Origin of the sequence: Streptomyces sp. NPDC001604, assembly GCF_042893475.1 — a bacterium.
Taxonomy (GTDB): domain Bacteria; phylum Actinomycetota; class Actinomycetes; order Streptomycetales; family Streptomycetaceae; genus Streptomyces.
In genome coordinates this window covers 335,608-353,197 of sequence record NZ_JBIAUY010000007.1, presented here as the reverse complement: position 1 = coordinate 353,197, position 17,590 = coordinate 335,608, and the positions used below count along the sequence as shown (strand labels likewise).

11 protein-coding genes are annotated in these 17,590 nt (G+C 70.8%); 3 read left to right on the top strand and 8 right to left on the bottom strand.

Features of this window, described 5'->3' with window-relative positions; all coding sequences use genetic code 11:
- Positions 1–18 precede the first annotated feature (18 nt).
- From ACFY1E_RS22290 to ACFY1E_RS22255, 8 genes are all read right to left on the bottom strand, one after another.
- Positions 19–1,692, bottom strand: coding sequence for a PHP domain-containing protein (locus tag ACFY1E_RS22290; RefSeq protein ID WP_389078531.1), 1,674 nt, complete (start codon positions 1,690–1,692; stop codon positions 19–21).
- 19 nt (positions 1,693–1,711) lie between these two features.
- Positions 1,712–3,568, bottom strand: a complete 1,857-nt coding sequence (locus ACFY1E_RS22285) for a LamG-like jellyroll fold domain-containing protein (protein WP_389078528.1) — start codon at positions 3,566–3,568, stop codon at positions 1,712–1,714.
- A gap of 46 nt (positions 3,569–3,614) precedes the next feature.
- Complete coding sequence (locus ACFY1E_RS22280) at positions 3,615–6,554, bottom strand: glycoside hydrolase family 2 TIM barrel-domain containing protein (RefSeq protein ID WP_389078525.1); 2,940 nt, start codon at positions 6,552–6,554, stop codon at positions 3,615–3,617.
- Positions 6,551–7,975, bottom strand: coding sequence for an alkaline phosphatase family protein (locus ACFY1E_RS22275; protein WP_389078523.1), 1,425 nt, complete (start codon positions 7,973–7,975; stop codon positions 6,551–6,553). Before ACFY1E_RS22275 ends, ACFY1E_RS22280 begins: the two co-directional genes overlap by 4 nt.
- 27 nt (positions 7,976–8,002) lie before the next feature.
- Positions 8,003–8,872, bottom strand: a complete 870-nt coding sequence (locus tag ACFY1E_RS22270; protein ID WP_389078520.1) for a carbohydrate ABC transporter permease — start codon at positions 8,870–8,872, stop codon at positions 8,003–8,005.
- Positions 8,869–9,843: a carbohydrate ABC transporter permease gene (locus ACFY1E_RS22265; RefSeq protein WP_389078642.1), complete on the bottom strand. Its 975-nt coding sequence runs from the start codon at positions 9,841–9,843 to the stop codon at positions 8,869–8,871. Before ACFY1E_RS22265 ends, ACFY1E_RS22270 begins: the two co-directional genes overlap by 4 nt.
- A gap of 34 nt (positions 9,844–9,877) precedes the next feature.
- Positions 9,878–11,155, bottom strand: a complete 1,278-nt coding sequence (locus tag ACFY1E_RS22260) for an ABC transporter substrate-binding protein (protein ID WP_389078518.1) — start codon at positions 11,153–11,155, stop codon at positions 9,878–9,880.
- Positions 11,156–11,218: 63 nt separating this feature from the next.
- A complete protein-coding gene (locus ACFY1E_RS22255; RefSeq protein WP_389078515.1) occupies positions 11,219–12,253 on the bottom strand; it encodes a carbohydrate kinase family protein in 1,035 nt (344 codons plus the stop codon).
- A gap of 129 nt (positions 12,254–12,382) precedes the next feature.
- On the opposite strand from ACFY1E_RS22255, the gene ACFY1E_RS22250 reads away from it, so the two are divergent.
- The 3 genes from ACFY1E_RS22250 (at position 12,383) to ACFY1E_RS22240 (ending at position 17,587) form a co-directional block, all read left to right on the top strand.
- Positions 12,383–13,147 (top strand): DeoR/GlpR family DNA-binding transcription regulator, encoded by a 765-nt coding sequence (locus ACFY1E_RS22250; protein ID WP_389078639.1) that lies wholly within the window; start codon positions 12,383–12,385, stop codon positions 13,145–13,147.
- Positions 13,144–14,481 (top strand): 6-phospho-beta-glucosidase, encoded by a 1,338-nt coding sequence (locus ACFY1E_RS22245; protein ID WP_389078513.1) that lies wholly within the window; start codon positions 13,144–13,146, stop codon positions 14,479–14,481. Before ACFY1E_RS22250 ends, ACFY1E_RS22245 begins: the two co-directional genes overlap by 4 nt.
- Before the next feature lie 64 nt (positions 14,482–14,545).
- Complete coding sequence (locus ACFY1E_RS22240; protein WP_389078511.1) at positions 14,546–17,587, top strand: alpha-mannosidase; 3,042 nt, start codon at positions 14,546–14,548, stop codon at positions 17,585–17,587.
- The last annotated feature ends 3 nt before the right edge of the window (positions 17,588–17,590 follow it).

Genomic DNA, 17,590 nt, shown 5'->3' with positions numbered 1-17,590 from the left:
AAGGATCACTTCGACGCGTCAGCCACCTACCACGTCGACGAACACGGGGTTCGAGTAGAACCACGTGTCCGCCCACGGGTCACCGTTCCCGGGCTCGTGCGGAATCGGCCCGGCAGGGTCGACCGAGGCACCCAGGTACCCCACCCCGTGGCGGTTGCCGTCGCTGCCGCGCAGCCGGACGTAGAAGGACTCGTCCCCGGCGGTCAGCGGGATGCGCAGGGTGTACGTCCCCGTCCGGCCGGACACGTCCTTCGTCCGGACGACCCTGGTGTCCGGCGCCTGCCAGCTGTCCCGGTCGGCCACCGGGCCGCGCACCGCGCCCCGGATCACGTCCACGTGCGCCAACTGGGGCAGGATCCCCTGCGGGTTGGCCCGGGAGGCGGTCGTGACGGTGACGTACAGGGTGATCTTCTCGCCCTTGCGGACGCGCAGCCGCCCGCCGAGCGTGACGCCCCGGCCCGCGTCGCAGTCCCGCTTCAGGCGGACGTCGAGGCCGTCGAGCAGATGCCCGTGGTCGAGCCAGACACGGCCCGCGCGCAGGCCCGCCATCACCGCGCGGTAGCCGTAGCGGGTCACGCCGACGTGGGTGCGGCTGAACTCGCCGGGCCAGAAGTCGCTGCCGGGCTGCGGGGTGTCGGTGTTGACCGGGTCGGGCAGCTTGCCGGTGTTGTCGAAGTTCTGCCCGGCCGGCCAGTCGCCGTTCTTCCAGGTGTCGAAGACCGTGCGGTGGTTGTCGGAGTTGGTGGTGATCGTGAAGAGCCGGCCCTCCGCCAGCATCGAGTCCCACAGGCCGCCGACGGTCGCCGTCGCCCAGTCGAAGCCGCCGTACGTCAGATACGCGTCCGTGGGGTAGCCCGCCCAGGACTGCGCCGACGGCTTGTTCTCGTACTCGCCGCGGATGGACGTGGAACTCCGCCAACCGGGGATGGCCGCGCCCTGGGCGCCGGGTGCGCCCTCCATGCCGATCATGATCTCGGGGGCCGCGTCACGCCAGTTGCGCATCTCGTGCGGGGAGTCGATGCCGAGGCGCAGGGGGTGGTTGGCGAGGACGAGGACGTCGTCGACGTATCCCGAATCGCGCTGCTCGGCCAGCCACTTGACTGCCTTGACGGCGTGGGCCTCGTTGCGGGCGGTGTCGGTGCCGGTCGCGGAGCCGTCGGTGTAGCCGAGGAGCTTGCCGTCGTAGGCGAGCTCGAACTGAGTCAGCAGATCGACCTCGTTGGGGCCGGGGGCGGCGAACACGGTGCAGTGCTCGGCGGCCGGGATGTACCACTCAAGGCCCTGGAAGATCAGCTGGCGCGGGTTCTCGGCGCGGGCCTTGAGGATCTCCTGGTGCTCCAGCGCGGCGCCGTAGTGGGCGTGCCCGAAGTTGGAGTGCTCGTTGAACACCATCCAGTCCAGGCCGTACTTGGCGGCCGCCTGCGCCTGCTGCGAGAACGTGTACTTGGCGTCGTGGCTGTAGACGGAGTGGACGTGGTGGTCCCCGACGAGGTAGGCGAGGCGCGGGTCTTCGCCGCCGAAGCGGGGCTGCGAGGAGGTGGCGAAGGCGGGGGTGGCCGCCGACCCGAGCGCGAACGCGGCGCCGAACAGGCCCGCGCGGCGCATGAGTTGGCGACGGGAGAGGCCCTGGGCGTCGAGGTCGGTGGGGGAGACGGACGGGTCGGCCCAGGCGGGCAGCTGCTGCTCGGTCATCGTGAGTCCCTGTCGCGGGTCAGTGGTTCATGAAGGAGGTGACGGGCAGCGCCCGCGAGACGATCCGCACGTCGCCGAGGCGGCCGTGCAGGATCTGGTCGATCTTGCCCGCGTACTCGTAGCCGCCGAGCAGCCACGGCAGGCCGACGGAGGTGATGCCGACCGCGGCAGCCTTCGGGTTGCGGACGACCGGGCAGCCCTCGACGTAGAGCGTGGTGTGCTTGCCGTCGTTGACGACCGCGAGGTGCCACCAGGTCTCCAGCGGGGTCTCCTGGCCCCAGTTGGTGGCGATGCCCTGCTGGTTGAGCGGGCGCATCGCCCACTGCGGCTCGCGGTCGTTGGACAGCGACAGGGTGGCGAGCGGCTCGTCGGGGTCGTCGGCGGTCTTGCCCGCCGCGCCGCCCGTGCCGGTGCGGCTGACGATGCCGGACCAGGCGTTGTGGTCCGGGTCCCAGTCGGCGGGCAGACGGTAGAACGCCTCGATGGTGTAACCGTCCTTGAACGTTGCCGAGTTGAGCGGGGCGCCGTCGACCGTCCTCAGATACGCGCCCTTCAGCGGCGACTTGTAGCCCTGGAACTCCAGGCTGCCGTGGCCGGGCTGGTCGGGGTGGTGGTCGGAGGACCAGGTGAGGGTGCCGCCGCCCACCGTGACGAGGGTGAGGTCGTTGCCGCGCCCGGACAGGTCGCGGACGGTGCCGCCGACCGCCGTACCGTCGCCCTTGTTGTCGTGGTCGTCGAATCGCCAGTAGGCGACCGTGCCGGGGATGACGACCTTGGACGCGGGGCGAGCCGGACGGGCCGGAACCGGAGCGAATCCGGCGAAACGTTTCTGGAAGTCGATCTCCACCGAGAAGCGGTCCGCGTCACCGCTCAGCTCGATCTCCTGCCGTTCCAGCTCGTTGAGGCCCTTGCCCGCCCGGCCGAGGATCCACGGGGAGACGGTCTCCACGTCGATGACGTTCCGGTCCAGGTCGAAGCGGTAGAGGCGGATCATCGCCGCGCCGCCGAAGTAGCGGTTCTGGTAGTTCGTGAGGTGCAGGTGTACGTCGTTGCCGGCCGCGTTCTTGCGGGTCGCGCGGCCCGCGGGCCAGTAGTGGCCGTTCAGGGTGAGGAAGATCTGGTCGTGCTCCTCGACCAGCTGGTCCCACAGCTGCTGCCCGTACGTCGACAACTGGTCGTCCTCGACGACGAGTTCGTGCGTGGTGAGGATGACCGGCGCCTTCGGGTGCTTGGCGAGCACGTCCTTCGCCCAGGCGTACCCCTTCGCCGACAGCCGCCAGTCCAGTGCCAGCACCAGCCACTCGCGTCCGGCCGCCCTGAACAGGTGGTAGGTGTTGTAGCCGTCGTCGGACGCGCCGCCGAACGTCTTCCTTCCCTTGAACCGCGGCGGGCCGAACGCGTCCAGGTACGCCGTCGAGCCGCGCTGGTCGTCCGTCGAGGACCTCACGTCGTGGTTGCCGGCCAGGACGCTGTAGCCGACGCCCCTGCGGTCCAGCAGCCGGAACGCCTCGCTGATCGCGGCGAATTCGTCCTCGGCACCGTTCTGGGTGAGGTCGCCGAGGTGGGACAGGAAGACGATGTTCTCGTCCTTGCCGTGCTCCAGCAGATAGCGCAGGGAGGCCTCGACCGGTGCCTTGTCGATGCTGGGCCCGTCGAAGAGGTACTGCGTGTCGGGCATGACGGCGAGCGTGAAGCGACGGCTGTGGGTGTCGGGCCGCCAGCTGCTCGCGCTCGCCGGAGCCGCCTCGGCGACGGCCGGCAGCGCGACCCCGGCGCCGGCGGCGGCGCCGAGCAGCGCGGTGGCTCTGAGGAAACTGCGCCGGGCGGCACCGGCCTGTGCGGCCTCGCCCTGGTTGTGGTCATGCGAAGTGCACACGTGTGCTCCGTGAAAGGTGACGTGAGGAAAGGGGAAGGGCGGGGGGTTACAGAACGCGCAGGGCCCAGCTCCAGCAGTGGACCCCCGGCGGGATCAGATAAGAGGCGGAGGTGTCGGGGCCGCACGACGCCGTGCCGAGCCCCCGGTGTGCCGCGTCCAGGTGCACCACGCACCCGGAGCGCGGCACCAGCTCGTCGTGGTGCGAGGCGGCGGTCAGGTCCTCGGCGCGATGGCGGGTGACGGAGACCTGGCGGGGTTCGTCCAGCACGACAGCGAGGCCGGTCGCGTCCGCCGCGGACAGCCTGAAGTGCCGTACACCGTGCCGTCCGCCGCTCTCCTGCGGGCGCAGATAGGGCGTGAACAGCGCGTCGACGGGCACGGAGTGGTGGCCGACGGGCGCGCCGACGCTCCGGTCGGGATACGACTCCCACGGCCCCTGCCCGAACCACTCCAGCAGGTCAAGACCCGGCACCGTCTCGAAGACCGAGCCGACCCGCGCCACATCGTGGAACTCGTCGGGCAGTTCGGCCTCCTCGTCGATGTGGATGCCGCCCTCGACCGGTGTGAACACCTGCCGGTGCCGCACGACGCCGACCGTGCCCGCGTACTCGGCGTCCACGGTGACCCGGCCGCCGTCCTGCCGTACCGACACGACCTTGCGGACGAGCGCGTCGAGCCCCCAGGTCCGCCAGCGCAACGCCATGCCGCCGAGCTCGTCGTTGTCGGTGGGTGCCCGCCACAGGGAGAGCGTGGGGGCGGCCGTCAGCAGCGGATGGACCAGGAGGCCCTCGTCGTCGACCTCGACGGTGCCGTCCACGGGGACCTCCCAGGACACGGACGGCCCGCGCAAGCGCACCTGCGGCGCGCACACGTCCGTGCCGCGCGGCGCCCACGGCTGGTCCTCCGCGGTCGTCACCCGCAGCGTCAGCCAGGCCTCGCCGCCGTCGCGCGGGAGGTCGAAGGGGAGCGGCACGGCGGCCGTCTCGCCGGGCCGCAGGGCGGGCAGTTCGGCGGGTGCGGTCAGCGTGCGCCCGTCGGCGAGGGACAGTTCCCACCGGCCGGACAGCCAGTCCAGGCCCCGGAAGTGCTGGTGGTTGCCGAGCACGATGCCCTCGTGCTTGAAGCAGTCGATGCGCACCGGCGCCGCGATCTCCCGGTGCTCGTACAGGACCGGCTTCGGGGTGCGGTCCGGGAAGACGACTCCGTCGGCGATGAAGGCTCCGTCATGGATCGTCTCGCCGAAGTCGCCGCCGTAGGCCCAGCGGTGGCCGGGCGCGGCGACACCGTTGTCATAGAGCCCGGCGCCCCCACGCCCGACCGGTCTTCCGTCGTTCACACGCTGGAGAATGCCGTGGTCCCAGAACTCCCAGATGAACCCGCCCTGAAGACCTGGCGTGGACTCGATGGCCGCCCAATGGTCCGCCAGGGTGCCGTTGCTGTTGCCCATCGCATGCGAGTACTCGCACTGGATGAGGGGCCGGGTCTGCCGGCCCGACAGGGCGTGGGCGACGCAGTCCTCCAGCGGCGCGTACATCGGGCAGGCGATGTCGGAGGCGTCGTCCGTCGCCGCCCAGTCGAGCTTCGCGGCACCTTCGTACTGGACGGGCCGCGTCGGATCGTGCCGCCGCACCCAGCCCGCCGCCGCGTCGTGGTTGGCGCCGTAGTCGGACTCGTTGCCCAGTGACCAGATGATGATCGACGGGTGGTTCTTGTCCCGCAGCACCATCCGCGAGACCCGGTCCACGAAGGCGCTCAGGTAGCGCGGGTCGTCGGCGATCTCGTGGGCGTGGTCGTGGGACTCGATGTCCGCCTCGTCGACGACGTAGAAGCCGAGCTCGTCGGCGAGGTCGTAGAGCGTCGGGTCGTTCGGGTAGTGGGAGGTGCGGATCGCGTTGAAACCGAAGCGCTTGAGCAGGACGAGGTCGGCGCGCATGTCGTCGTACGACACCGTGCGGCCGGTCAGTGGATGGAAGTCGTGCCGGTTGACGCCCCGGATGAAGACGCGCTCGCCGTTGACGAGCAGGTCCCGTCCGGCGATCTCGACGTCACGGAAGCCGATCCGGTGCTGCGAGGTGTCGGCGACCGTGCCGTCGGCGCGGTGCAGGCGCACGGTGAGGTCGTACAGCTCGGGGGTCTCGGCGTTCCAGGTGCGCACCTCGGGGACGGAGGTGTGGATGCGGGCCTCGCCGAGGAAGTCGGAGACGCGGTCGTCCTCGGTGTTGACGCGGTCGAACTCCCGGTCCTGCGCGAGGAGTTGACCGTCCAGTTCGCCGCTGACGTACCACCCGTCGGGCAGCGCACCGCGCGCGTCCCGCACCCGGCAGTCGACGCGCAGCTCGCCGTCGTACGACGCCCGCACGGTCACGTCGGCCAGATGCAGGGGATCGGTCGCGTACAGCAGCACCGAGCGTGTGATGCCGCCGTGCCACCACTGGTCCTGGTCCTCGATGTGCGAGGCGTCCGACCACTTCACCACGGTGAGCCGTACGACCGACCGGTCACCGGGACGCGCCACGTCCGTGAGGTCGAACTCGGCGGCCAGATGGGAGTCCTTGGAGATCCCCACGGGGCGCCCGTCGACATGCACCAGCAGCACGCTCTCGGCGGCCCCGACCTGGAGCACGATCCGGCGTCCGGCCCAGTCGGCGGGGACGTCCACCTCGCGCTCGTACACGCCCGTCGGATTGGCCTCCGGTGAGCCGGGCGGGAACTCGGGGAACGGCATGCGGACGTTGGTGTACTGCGGCAGGTCGTCGGCACCGGCGGACTGCATGGTCCACACGCCGGGGACGTACGACGAGGACCAGTCACCGCCGACCGGCGCGTCCGGAGCGGGAAGCAACTGGAAACGCCAGTCGCCATCCAGGGAGAGGGCTCCGGAGCGCCGGTCGACGGCGTTCATGGGGAGGCGGCCCCAGGAGGTCACCTCGGGTGCCTGCCAGGGGCGGAGGGTGATCAGCGGATCCGCGGGGAGTGCGTCGGTCATGACCTGTCCGAAGTCGGTGCGTGGGGCCGGGGGAGGACGCGGCCCTGCAGGCCCCAGGCGGGGTCGACGGGGATGCCGAGCCGGTCCAGGACGGTGGGGGCGATGTCGATGAGACGGGGTGAGTCGAGGCGGGCGCCGGGGGGCCGGGGGCTGTGGGATCGGCCGTGTGCGGGCTGGGTGTGGCCCGGTCGCGTGCCGTCGGGTCGGCGGTCGTCCGGCTGGGTGCCGTGGGGCCGCGAGCCATGGGGTGGGCTGTCGGCGGGCCGGGTGTCGTCGGGCCGCGTGCCGTCGGGTCGGCGGTGGGCGGGTTCGGTGCCGGAGGGCTGGGTGTCGTCGGGCCGCGTGCCGTCGGGGCGGCGGTCGGCCGGCCGGGAGCGGTCGGGCCGGGGGCTGTTGGGTCGGCTGTCGACGGGTTCGGTGCCGAGGGGCTGGGTGCTGTCGAGCCGGGCGCCGTCGGGTCGGCTGTCGTCGGACCGCGCGCTGTCGGGGTGGGCGGGTTCGGTGCCGGAGGGCTGGGTGCTGTCGAGCCGGGCGCCGTCGGGTCGGCTGTCGTCGGGCCGCGCGCTGTCGGGGTGGGCGGGTTCGGTGCCGGAGGGCTGGGTGTCGCAGGGGCGGCCGTCGGCGGGCCGTGTCCCGTCCGGCCCGCCCGGCTCCGCGAGGATGACGAAGACCTCCCGTTCCGCGTGCGTGTCGCCGCCGTGGCCGCCGCTGTCGAGGTGGCCGTGGTCCGTGGTGACCAGTACGGTCCAGCGTTCGTCGGCGCGGCGCGGGTCGCTGCGCCGGGCGTCGATCGCCTGCAGCAGCCGCCCCAGGTGGGCGTCCTGGGCGAGGAGGGCACGGTCGTAGGCGGGGGAGAGGGGGCCGGTGTCGTGGCCGGCCTCGTCGGTGGCGCCGAAGTACACGAACACGACGTCCGGGTCGTGCCTGGTGAGCCAGCGCAGGGCGGTGCGGGCGACGCGGCGGTCCGCGGTCCGGTAGCCGCGGAACTCGCCGTTGTAGCGCCGGCGTCGGTCGATGGCGGGGCCGAGGGTGCCGCGGCGGACCAGTTGCGGCCAGGACACCGCGGCCGCGGTGCGCAGACCGGCTGTGGTGGCGCGGGTCAGGAAGTCGGGGTAACGGGCGTAGTCGGCGCCGACGAAGTCGTTGCCCCGCACGCCGTGCCGGTCGGGCCACACCCCGGTGAGGATGCTCGACCAGCCGGGCCCGGAGTCGGTGTAGGCCATGCTGGGCCCGTTCTCCGCCCGGTCGTCGGCCGCGCCGTAGGGCAGCAGGCTGGTGCCGACGGCGCCGGCCGCCATCAGGCCGTGCAGCACGGGGGCGGTGGAGGGCGACCGGTTCAGCCGGTCGAACCGCAACCCGTCCATGCCCACCACGAGCACCTTGCCGCGTCCCGGCCGCGCACCGCCGACGTCGTAGGTCACCGCCCACCCCTCTCTCGCGACTTCGCCTCAACTGCCCTGCACCGCTCCTTCGGTGGCCCCCGCGATGAACCCGCGGGCGAAGATGCTGAACACGATGACCAGCGGGAGCGCTGCCATCAGTACACCGGCCATGACCATGCTGTAGTCGGTGGTGTGGCCGACGTTGAGTTGGGCGAGTTCCACCTGGAGGGTCACATGGTCGGGGTTGGTGAGCACGACCAGCGGCCAGACGTAGTCGTTCCAGCAGTTCACGAAGGCGTAGATGGCGAGGAACGACAGCGCGGGCCTGATCATCGGCAGCGCGATGTTCCAGTACTGGCGGAAGAACCCGGCGCCGTCGATGCGCGCGGCGTCGAGGAGTTCGTCGGGCACGCCGTTCTGGATGTACTGGTGCAGCCAGAAGATGCCGAAGGCGTTGGCGAGGGACGGCAGGGCCAGCGCCTTGAGCATGCCGACCCAGCCGATCTTCGACATGAGGATGAACTGCGGCAGGATCGCCAGCTGCAACGGCAGCATCATGAACAGCAGCAGCGTGCCGAAGAGCAGCTTGCGTCCGGGGAAGTCGAACTTGGCGAAGGTGAAGGCCGCCAGGGAGTCGATGAACAGCACCAGGACGGTGGTGACGGTCGCGACCATCACCGTGTTGAGCATCGACCCGAAGAAATCGATGGTGTTCAGCACATGCCGGATGTTCTCCAGCAGATGGGAGCCGAAGGTGAACTTCGGCGGGCTCTTGTAGATGTCCTGGGTGGTGTTGGTCGCCATGACGATCGTCCACGCGAAGGGGAAGACCGAGACCAGGACGGCCACGACGAGGATGATGTGCGCCGTCAGACCCTTGGGGCGGCGCAGCCGCCTGCCGCCCGTGGCCGGCCGCGCGGTGTCCACTGCCGTCATGCCTTCCTCCCCCGTGCGGTGATGCGCCAGTTGACGGCGACGAGGACGATGATCAGTACGAAGAAGGCCCACACGATGGCCGCGCCGTAGCCGTAGTCGTTGTTGAGGAAGGCCGACTGGTAGAAGTACAGCAACGTGGTCAGACCCGCCTGGCCGGGACCGCCGAGGTTCGCGTTGGCGGCGTTGCTGCCGAACAGGACCTGGGGTTCGCTGAAGCTCTGCAGACCGTTGATGGTCGAGATGATGACGGTGAACAGGATGATCGGCCGCATGATCGGGATCGTGATCTGGAAGAACGTGCGTATGGGGCCCGCACCGTCCATCTTCGCCGCCTCGTAGATCGAGTTCGGTATCGCCTGCAGACCAGCCAGATAGATGATCATGTTGTAGCCGGTCCACTGCCACGTCATCAGCAGCGAGATGACCAGCTTGATCAGCCACGGGTTGCTCAGCCACGGAACCGGCGAGATGCCGACCATGCCCAGGATCGCGTTGACCAGACCGAAGTTGTTGCTGAACACCGCGCCGAAGAAGATCGCCACGGCGACGATCGAGGTGACGTTCGGGACGTACAGCGCGATGCGGTAGAAGCCCTTGAAGCGGCGCACCGAGTGCAGCAGCGTCGCCAGCATCAGCGCGCCGAAGAGCGTGGGCACGGTGGACAGCACCCAGATCACCAGGGTGTTGCGGATCGACAGCCAGAAGACCGGATCGTCCCACAGGAACCTGAACTGCTGCAGGCCCACGAACTGCATGGTGCCCATGCCGTCCCAGCGCTGGAAGGCCAGGTACAGCGAGTAGAAGACGGGGAAGAAGGAGAACGCGGCGAAGATCAGGTAGAACGGCGAGATCGCCAGGTACTGCCGCCAGTACGACAGCGGCCCGCGCCGCCGGGGCCGAGCGGAGCCCGCGGGCGGGGTGCGCCGCGGGCGGAACCGGGCCGGGCCGGGCCCGCCGAGGTGCTGCGGCACCTCGGCGGAACCGGTGACCGGTGGGGACGTCACCTCAGCTCACCCCCTGCCGGCGGGCGATCTGCTTGGCCTGGCTGACCGCGTCCTTCCAGGCGTCGTCGGGCTTCTTGCCCTTGGCCTCGATGTTGGTGAGTTCCGTCATGTAGGGCGCCATCACGGCGGCGTCGGCGGGCGCCTCGTAGCTGGCAGGTATGGCCTTGGCGGCGGGGCCGAAGACCTCGATGATCTTCTGTCCGCCGAAGAAGGCGTCGGGACCGGTCATGGCCGGCATGGAGTACGCGGCCGGGGCGGCCGGGAAGATGGCGGCGTCGGTGAAGCCGCGGGCGTCGTTGGCGGGGCTCAGGATCCAGCTGATGATCTTGAAGGCCTCTTCGGGGTTGCGGCACTGCCTGGGCAGGGCCAGGTAGGAGCCGCCCTGGTTGGCCGGCCCGACGGGCATCGCGCACACCCGCCACTTGCCCTTGGTGTGCGGGGCGGCCTGCTCGATGTCCAGTGCGTGCCAGGCCGCGCCGAGCTCGGTGAGGAGGTTCTTGCCGACGGCGGCGTTCCAGGTGTTGTCGTTGATCTTGGCGTCGAGGCCGAGGGTGTAGGGGCGCACCGCCGTGGTCCACGCGGCGTGGATGTGGTCCTGGTCGCCGATGAAGTGGTTGTTCTTGTCGATGAACCGCTGGGTGCCCTGGCCGACGGCCATGTTGAAGACGGAGCCGATGTTGTTGACCAGGTAGGTGCCCGGGTTCTTCTTCTGCAGCTCGGTGCCGAGCGTGAAGTAGTCCTCCCAGGTCTTGACCAGGGCGGCGACCTTGTCGGGGGCGGTGTCCACCCCGGCCTTGGCGAAGAAGTCCTCGCGGTAGAACAGCGCGGTGGGGCCGATGTCGATCGGGAAGCCGATCTGCTTGCCGTCCTTGGTCTGGGCGAGCTTGGTCTTCCAGTCCAGGTACTGGGACGAGACCTTCTTGAAGCCCAGGTCGTTCAGGTCGAGGAAGCGGGAGGCGTTGGGCAGGAAGGACGCCATGTCCTCGCCCTTGATGCCGGTGATGTCCGGCACGGAGGTGCCCGCCGCGATGGTGGTGGTGAGCTTCTGCTTGAAGTCGCCGCCGATGGAGGCGGAGGTCAGCTTGACCGAGCTGCTGAAGTGGGTCTTCGCCTCCGCGACCACCTTGTCGCTGAGCGCGCCGCCCCAGTACCACAAGGTGAGGTCCTTGCCGTTCTTGGTGCCGCCCGAGCCCGAGCTGCCGCCGCAGGCGACGGTCAGGCCGGAGGCGGCCGCGGTGAGCGCGGCGGCCTGGAGGAAGCCTCTACGAGAAAGGTCCACGGGTCACTCCTGTTGTTCCTGTTCGACGTGGAGAGGGGGTTCGAGGGGGTGCTGCCGCCGTTCTCAGTCGTGGGGGCCGACGGGCGTGTGGGCGGGCGGGGTGACGGGGGCGTGCTGCACGGGCGGTCCGGGGTCGGCCGGGAGCCGGTCGGCCAGGAAGCCGTACACGCGCCGCAGTTCGGGGTCCTTCAGCGACCGCCACCAGCGGTCGACGCCGTACCAGCCGGGCGCGGCGAGCGCCCCGCCGTGGTGCCGGACCGACAGCCCGGCGGCGAGGACGGCGAACCGCAGCCGTTCCTCCAGGGGCCAGCCGCCGAGCGAGGCCGCGACGAAGCTCGCGCCGAAGACGTCGCCGGCGCCGGTGGCGTCCAGGACGTCCACGTCCAGGGCCGGGACCTCGGCGTACTCACCGGTGGTCTGGTCGACGGCCAAGGCGCCGTCCCCGCCTCGGGTGACCACGGCCACCGGCACCAGCTCGGAGAGCGTGCCGAGGGCGGCGACCGCGCTGTCGGTGCGGGTGTAGGCCATCGCCTCGGTCTCGTTGGGGAGGAAGGCGTGGCACAGCTTCAGCTGGTCGAGGAGGTCGGTGGACCACTCCTGGGTGGGGTCCCAGCCGACGTCCGCGTAGATCTGGGTGCCGTTCGCGGCGGCCTTGGCGAGCCATGCGCGGGGCTCGGCCTCGATGTGCACGAGGGCGGTGCGCGCCTCGGGCGGGTCGCCCATCAGCGTGTCCTGCGAGTACGGGGGTTCCTGGCCGTGGGTGACGAGGGCCCGGTCGTGGCCGGTGGCGAGCGAGACGGTGACGGGGGTGGGCCAGCCGTCCGCGGTGCGGGAGAGCGAGAGGTCGATGTCCTCCTGGTCGCACAGGACGTCACGGCAGTACTCGCCGTAGAAGTCGTCGCCGAAGACCGTGGCCAGCGAGGTGCTGAGACCGAACCGGGACGCGGCCACCGCGAGGTTCGCGATGCCGCCGGGGCCGCAGCCCATCCCGCCCGTCCAGATCTCCTCGCCCGGCGTCGGCGGCTTCCCGAGCCCGGTGAGGACGAGATCGTAGAAGAGCAGCCCGGTCAGGAGCACGTCGGGCCTGTCGTCGTCCACGCGAAACAGCCTCTCGTCAAAACTCGTCATTTTCGATGACCGGAATCGTGCGCTGATCCAGGAGATTGGTCAATACCCGAGCAGAACTGAGCATGGATTTGATTGAAGATGACGAGTAGTGTTCACGCCGTGCTGGCAGAACGACGACACCAACTCATCCTGCGGGCCCTGCGCTCCGGCGGGCCCGCGGCTGTGACCGACCTCTCCGAGCAGCTGGGTGTGAGCCCCGCCACGATCAGGCGCGACCTGGTCAAGCTGGAGGAGGACGGCCTGCTCACCCGTGTGCACGGCGGCGCCGTCGTGGAGGAGGGCGACCAGCCCTTCGCCGAGGTCGCCGAGGTGCGGGTGTCCGAGAAGGACGCCATAGCCGAGCGGGCCGCCGCGATGGTCAAGGACGGCCAGTCGGTGCTGCTCGACATCGGCACCACCGCCTTCCGGCTCGCCCGCCAGTTGCACGGCCGCCGGCTCACCGTGATCACCAGCAATCTGGTGGTCTACGAGGAGCTCGCCGACGACGAGGGCATCGAGCTGGTGCTGCTCGGCGGCATGGTCCGCCGTGAGTACCGCTCCCTGGTCGGTTTCCTCACCGAGGACAACCTGCGCCAGCTGCACGCCGACTGGCTCTTCCTCGGCACCAGTGGAGTGCGCCCGGGCGGGCAGGTGATGGACACGACGGTCGTCGAGGTGCCGGTCAAGCGCGCCATGATCAAGGCGAGCGACAAGGTCGTCCTCCTCGCCGACCAGGCGAAGTTCCCGGGCACGGGCATGGCGAAGGTCTGCGGTCCCCAGGACCTGGACGTGGTGGTGACGAACGCCCCGGTCGACCCGGCGACCCGCTCCTCCCTGGAGGAGGCGGGCGTCCAGGTGGTCGTGGCAGGAAAGGTGCAAGGGTGAAGCTGACGATTCTGGGCGGCGGCGGGTTCCGTGTGCCGCTCGTGTACGGGGCCCTGCTGGGCGACCGCGGCGAGGGCAGGGTCACCGAGGTCGTCCTGCACGACCTGGACGCGGGCCGGCTGTCCGCGGTGACCCGGGTCCTCGCGGAGCAGGCCGCCCGCGCCGAGGACGCGCCCACGGTGACGGCCACGACCGACCTGGACGAAGCCCTGCGCGGCGCCGACTTCGTCTTCTCCGCGATCCGCGTCGGAGGCCTGGAGGGCAGGGCGAACGACGAGCGCGTGGCCCTCGCGGAGGGCGTCCTCGGCCAGGAGACCGTCGGGGCGGGCGGCATCGCCTACGGCCTGAGGACCGTCCCGGTCGCCGTGGACATCGCCCAGCGGGTGGCCCGCCTCGCCCCCGACGCCTGGGTCATCAACTTCACCAACCCGGCCGGCCTGGTCACCGAGGCCATGTCCCGGCACCTCGGCGACCGCGTCATCGGCATCTGCGACTCCCCGGTGGGCCTCGGCCGCCGGATCGCCCGCGTGCTCGGCGCGAACCCCAGAGAAGCCTGGATCGACTACGTCGGCCTCAACCACCTCGGCTGGGTCCGCGGCCTGCACATCGCGGGCCGCGACGAGCTGCCGCGGCTGCTCGCCGACCCCGACCTGCTCGGCTCCTTCGAGGAGGGCAAGCTCTTCGGCGTCGACTGGCTCCAGTCCCTCGGCGCGATCCCCAACGAATACCTGCACTACTACTACTTCAACCGCGAGGCCGTCCGCGCCTACCAGCAGGCAGAGAAGACCCGCGGCGCCTTCCTGCGCGATCAGCAGGCCCACTTCTACGAGGAGATGCGCGACCCCGGCGCCCAGGCACTCGCCGCCTGGGACCGCACCCGCGCCGAGCGCGAGGCGACGTACATGGCGGAGAACCGGGAGACCGCGGGCGCGGGCGAACGGGACGCCGACGACCTCTCCGGCGGCTACGAGAAGGTCGCCCTCGCCCTGATGCGGGCCATCGCCCGCGACGAACGCACCACCCTGATCCTCAACGTCCGCAACCGCTCCACCCTCTCGGTGCTCGACTCCGAGGCCGTCATCGAGGTCCCGTGCCTGGTCGACGCCAACGGCGCGCACCCGGTCGCCGTCGCCCCGCTGCCCGAGCACGCCACCGGTCTGGTCTGCGCCGTGAAGGCCGTCGAGCGCGAGGTCCTCGCCGCCGCCGAGTCCGGCTCCCGCACGACGGCCGTGAAGGCCTTCGCACTGCACCCGCTGGTCGACTCCGTGAACGTGGCCCGACGGCTGGTCGAGGGCTACACGGACGTTCACCCGGGCCTTTCCTACCTGAAGTAAGCTCCCGGCGGAAAGCGCTTTCCCGCCCCCTGCGCTCTCGCCGCCCTCTCTCTGGAGACCTCTCATGCACGACGAACGCCGCCGGATCGAGGAGCGCGCCGAGCGCCTCCACAACCAGCGCATCAAGACCGCGATCTACGCCGCCACCGTCCCCCTGACGGTCGAGGCCTGGCAGGCGCCGGGCGAGCCGGTCCCGTTCGAGGAGGCCGCGGCCGCCGCGTACGAGCCCTTCGCGATGGACACCCCCTGGGGCCCGCCCTGGGGCACGACCTGGTTCCGGATGCGCGGCCAGGTGCCCGCCGAGTGGGCCGGGAAGCGCGTCGAGGCGGTCATCGACCTCGGCTTCGTCGGCGACTGGCCGGGCAACCAGGCCGAGGCGCTGGTCCACCTCACCGACGGGACCCCCCTCAAGGCGGTCAACCCGCTCAACCAGTACGTGCCGATCGCCAACCCGGCCACGGGCGGCGAAGAGATCGACTACCTGGTCGAGGCGGCCTCGAACCCGGACATCCTGGCGAACAACTTCTCCGAGCCCACGCCGTTGGGTGACGTCCTGACGGCCGGGAACAAGCCGCTGTACACCTTCCAGCGCGCCGACCTCGCCGTCCTCGACGAGGAGGTCTTCCACCTCGACCTCGACTTCCAGGTGCTGCGCGAGCTCATGGTCCACCTCGGCGAGCACGAGCCGCGCCGCCACGAGATCCTGCACACCCTCGACCGCGCCATGGACGCCCTCGACCTGGACGACGTCTCCGGCAGCGCCGCAGCCGTCCGCGCGGTCCTCGCGCCCGCCCTCGCCAAGCCCGCCCACGCCAGCGCCCACACCGTCTCCGGCGTCGGCCACGCGCACATCGACTCGGCCTGGCTGTGGCCCATCCGCGAGACCAAGCGCAAGACGTCCCGCACCTTCTCCAACGTCACCGCGCTCGCCGACGAGTACGACGACTTCATCTTCGCCTGCTCCCAGGCCCAGCAGTACGAGTGGGTGCGCGACAACTACCCCAAGGTCTGGGCGCGCATCCAGGAGTCCGTGAAGAAGGGCCAGTGGGCGCCGGTCGGCGGCATGTGGGTCGAGTCCGACGGCAACCTGCCCGGCGGCGAGGCGATCGCCCGCCAGCTCGTCCACGGCAAGCGGTTCTTCATCGAGCACTTCGGCATCGAGACCAAGGGCGTCTGGCTGCCGGACTCCTTCGGCTACAACGCGGCCTACCCGCAGCTCGCCAAGCTCGCCGGCAACGAGTGGTTCCTCACCCAGAAGATCTCCTGGAACCAGACCAACACCTTCCCCCACCACACCTTCTGGTGGGAGGGCATCGACGGCACCCGCATCTTCACCCACTTCCCGCCCGTCGACACCTACAACGCCCGCTTCAGCGGCGAGGAGATGGACCGCGCGGTCCGCAACTACGCCGAGAAGGGCGCCGGTACGCGCTCGCTGGCCCCCTTCGGCTGGGGCGACGGCGGCGGCGGCCCCACCCGCGAGATCATGGAACGCGCCCGCCGGCTCGCCGACCTGGAGGGCTCGCCCAAGGTCGTCGTCGAGCACCCGGACGACTTCTTCGCCAAGGCCCGCGAGGAGTACCCGGACGCCCCGGTCTGGAACGGCGAGCTCTACCTGGAGCTGCACCGCGCCACCTACACCTCCCAGGCCCGCACCAAGCAGGGCAACCGCCGCTCCGAACACCGCCTGCGCGAGGCCGAGCTGTGGGCGACCACGGCCGCGCTGCACGCGCCGGGCTACTCCTACCCGTACGAGAAGCTGGACCGCCTGTGGAAGACGGTCCTGCTCCACCAGTTCCACGACATCCTGCCGGGTTCGTCGATCGCCTGGGTGCACCGGGAGGCGGAGGCCGAATACGCCCGTGTGGCGGTCGAGTTGGAGGAGCTGACGGCCGAGGCGGTCAGCGCGCTCGGCGGTGGCGCCACCCGCGTCTTCAACACCAGCCCCTTCGACCGGTCCGAGGTCGTGCGTACGGCCGAGGGCGTCCCGACGTACGTCGAGGTGCCCGCGAGCGGCAGCGCTCCGCTCACGGCCGCCGAGCCTCCGCAGCCCGTGACGGTGGCCGGCCGGGTCCTCGACAACGGCCTGGTCCGCGTCGAGGTGGCCGAGGACGGCACGCTGGCGTCCGTACGGGACCTGCGGGCCGGCCGCGAGGTCCTCGCCGACAAGGGCAACCTGCTCCGTCTGCACACCGACCTCCCGAACTACTGGGACGCCTGGGACATCGACAAGCACTACAGGAACCGCTACACGGACCTGCTGGACGCCGACTCGGTCACGGTCGTCGAACAGGACCCGCTGCTCGGCGCCATCCGCGTGGAGCGCAGCTTCGGCAAGGGCTCCAGGCTCACCCAGACGATCACCCTGCGCGCCGGCAGCCCCCGTGTCGACTTCGAGACCGACATCAACTGGCACGAGGCCGAGAAGATCCTCAAGGCGGGCTTCCCGGTCGACATCCGCGCCCCGCACTCCTCCGCGGAGATCCAGTTCGGCCACATCCAGCGGCCCACGCACACCAACACCAGCTGGGAGGCGGCCCGCTTCGAGGTCTCCGGCCACCGCTGGGTGCACATCGCCGAGCCCGGCTACGGCGTCGCGGTCATCAACGACTCGACCTACGGCCACGACGTCACCCGCACGGTCCGCGAGGACGGCGGTACGACGACCCGCGTCAGCCTCAGCCTGGTCCGCGCCCCGCGCATCCCGGACCCGGAGGCCGACCAGGGCCGCCACCGCTTCGTCTACTCCCTCCTGCCCGGAGCGAGCATCGAGGACGCGGTCGCGGAGGGCTACGCCCTCAACCTCCCCCTCCGGGTGGCGGATTCGGCGGGTGCGCCGGAGCCGGTCGTCTCGGTGGACGGCGAGGGTGTGACGGTCGAGGCCGTGAAGCTGGCCGACGACGAGTCCGGCGACGTGGTCGTCCGGCTCTACGAGTCCCGCGGCGGCCGCGCCCAGGGCGCCCTGCGCACCGGCTTCCCGCTCGCCGGCGCCCAGGTCACCGACCTGCTGGAGCGCCCACTGGAGGACGCGGAGCTCGTCGACGGCGCCGTCCCGGTCACGCTGCGCCCCTTCCAGATCCTCACCCTCCGGCTGCGGAGGGGCTGACGC

Excerpts from the sequence above, each read along its gene's own strand:
- ACFY1E_RS22290 (WP_389078531.1), bottom strand. The coding sequence starts at position 1,692 with ATGACCGAGCAGCAGCTGCCCGCCTGGGCCGACCCGTCCGTCTCCCCC.
- ACFY1E_RS22280 (WP_389078525.1), bottom strand. The coding sequence starts at position 6,554 with ATGACCGACGCACTCCCCGCGGATCCGCTGATCACCCTCCGCCCCTGG.
- ACFY1E_RS22270 (WP_389078520.1), bottom strand. The coding sequence starts at position 8,872 with ATGACGGCAGTGGACACCGCGCGGCCGGCCACGGGCGGCAGGCGGCTG.
- ACFY1E_RS22240 (WP_389078511.1), top strand. The coding sequence starts at position 14,546 with ATGCACGACGAACGCCGCCGGATCGAGGAGCGCGCCGAGCGCCTCCAC.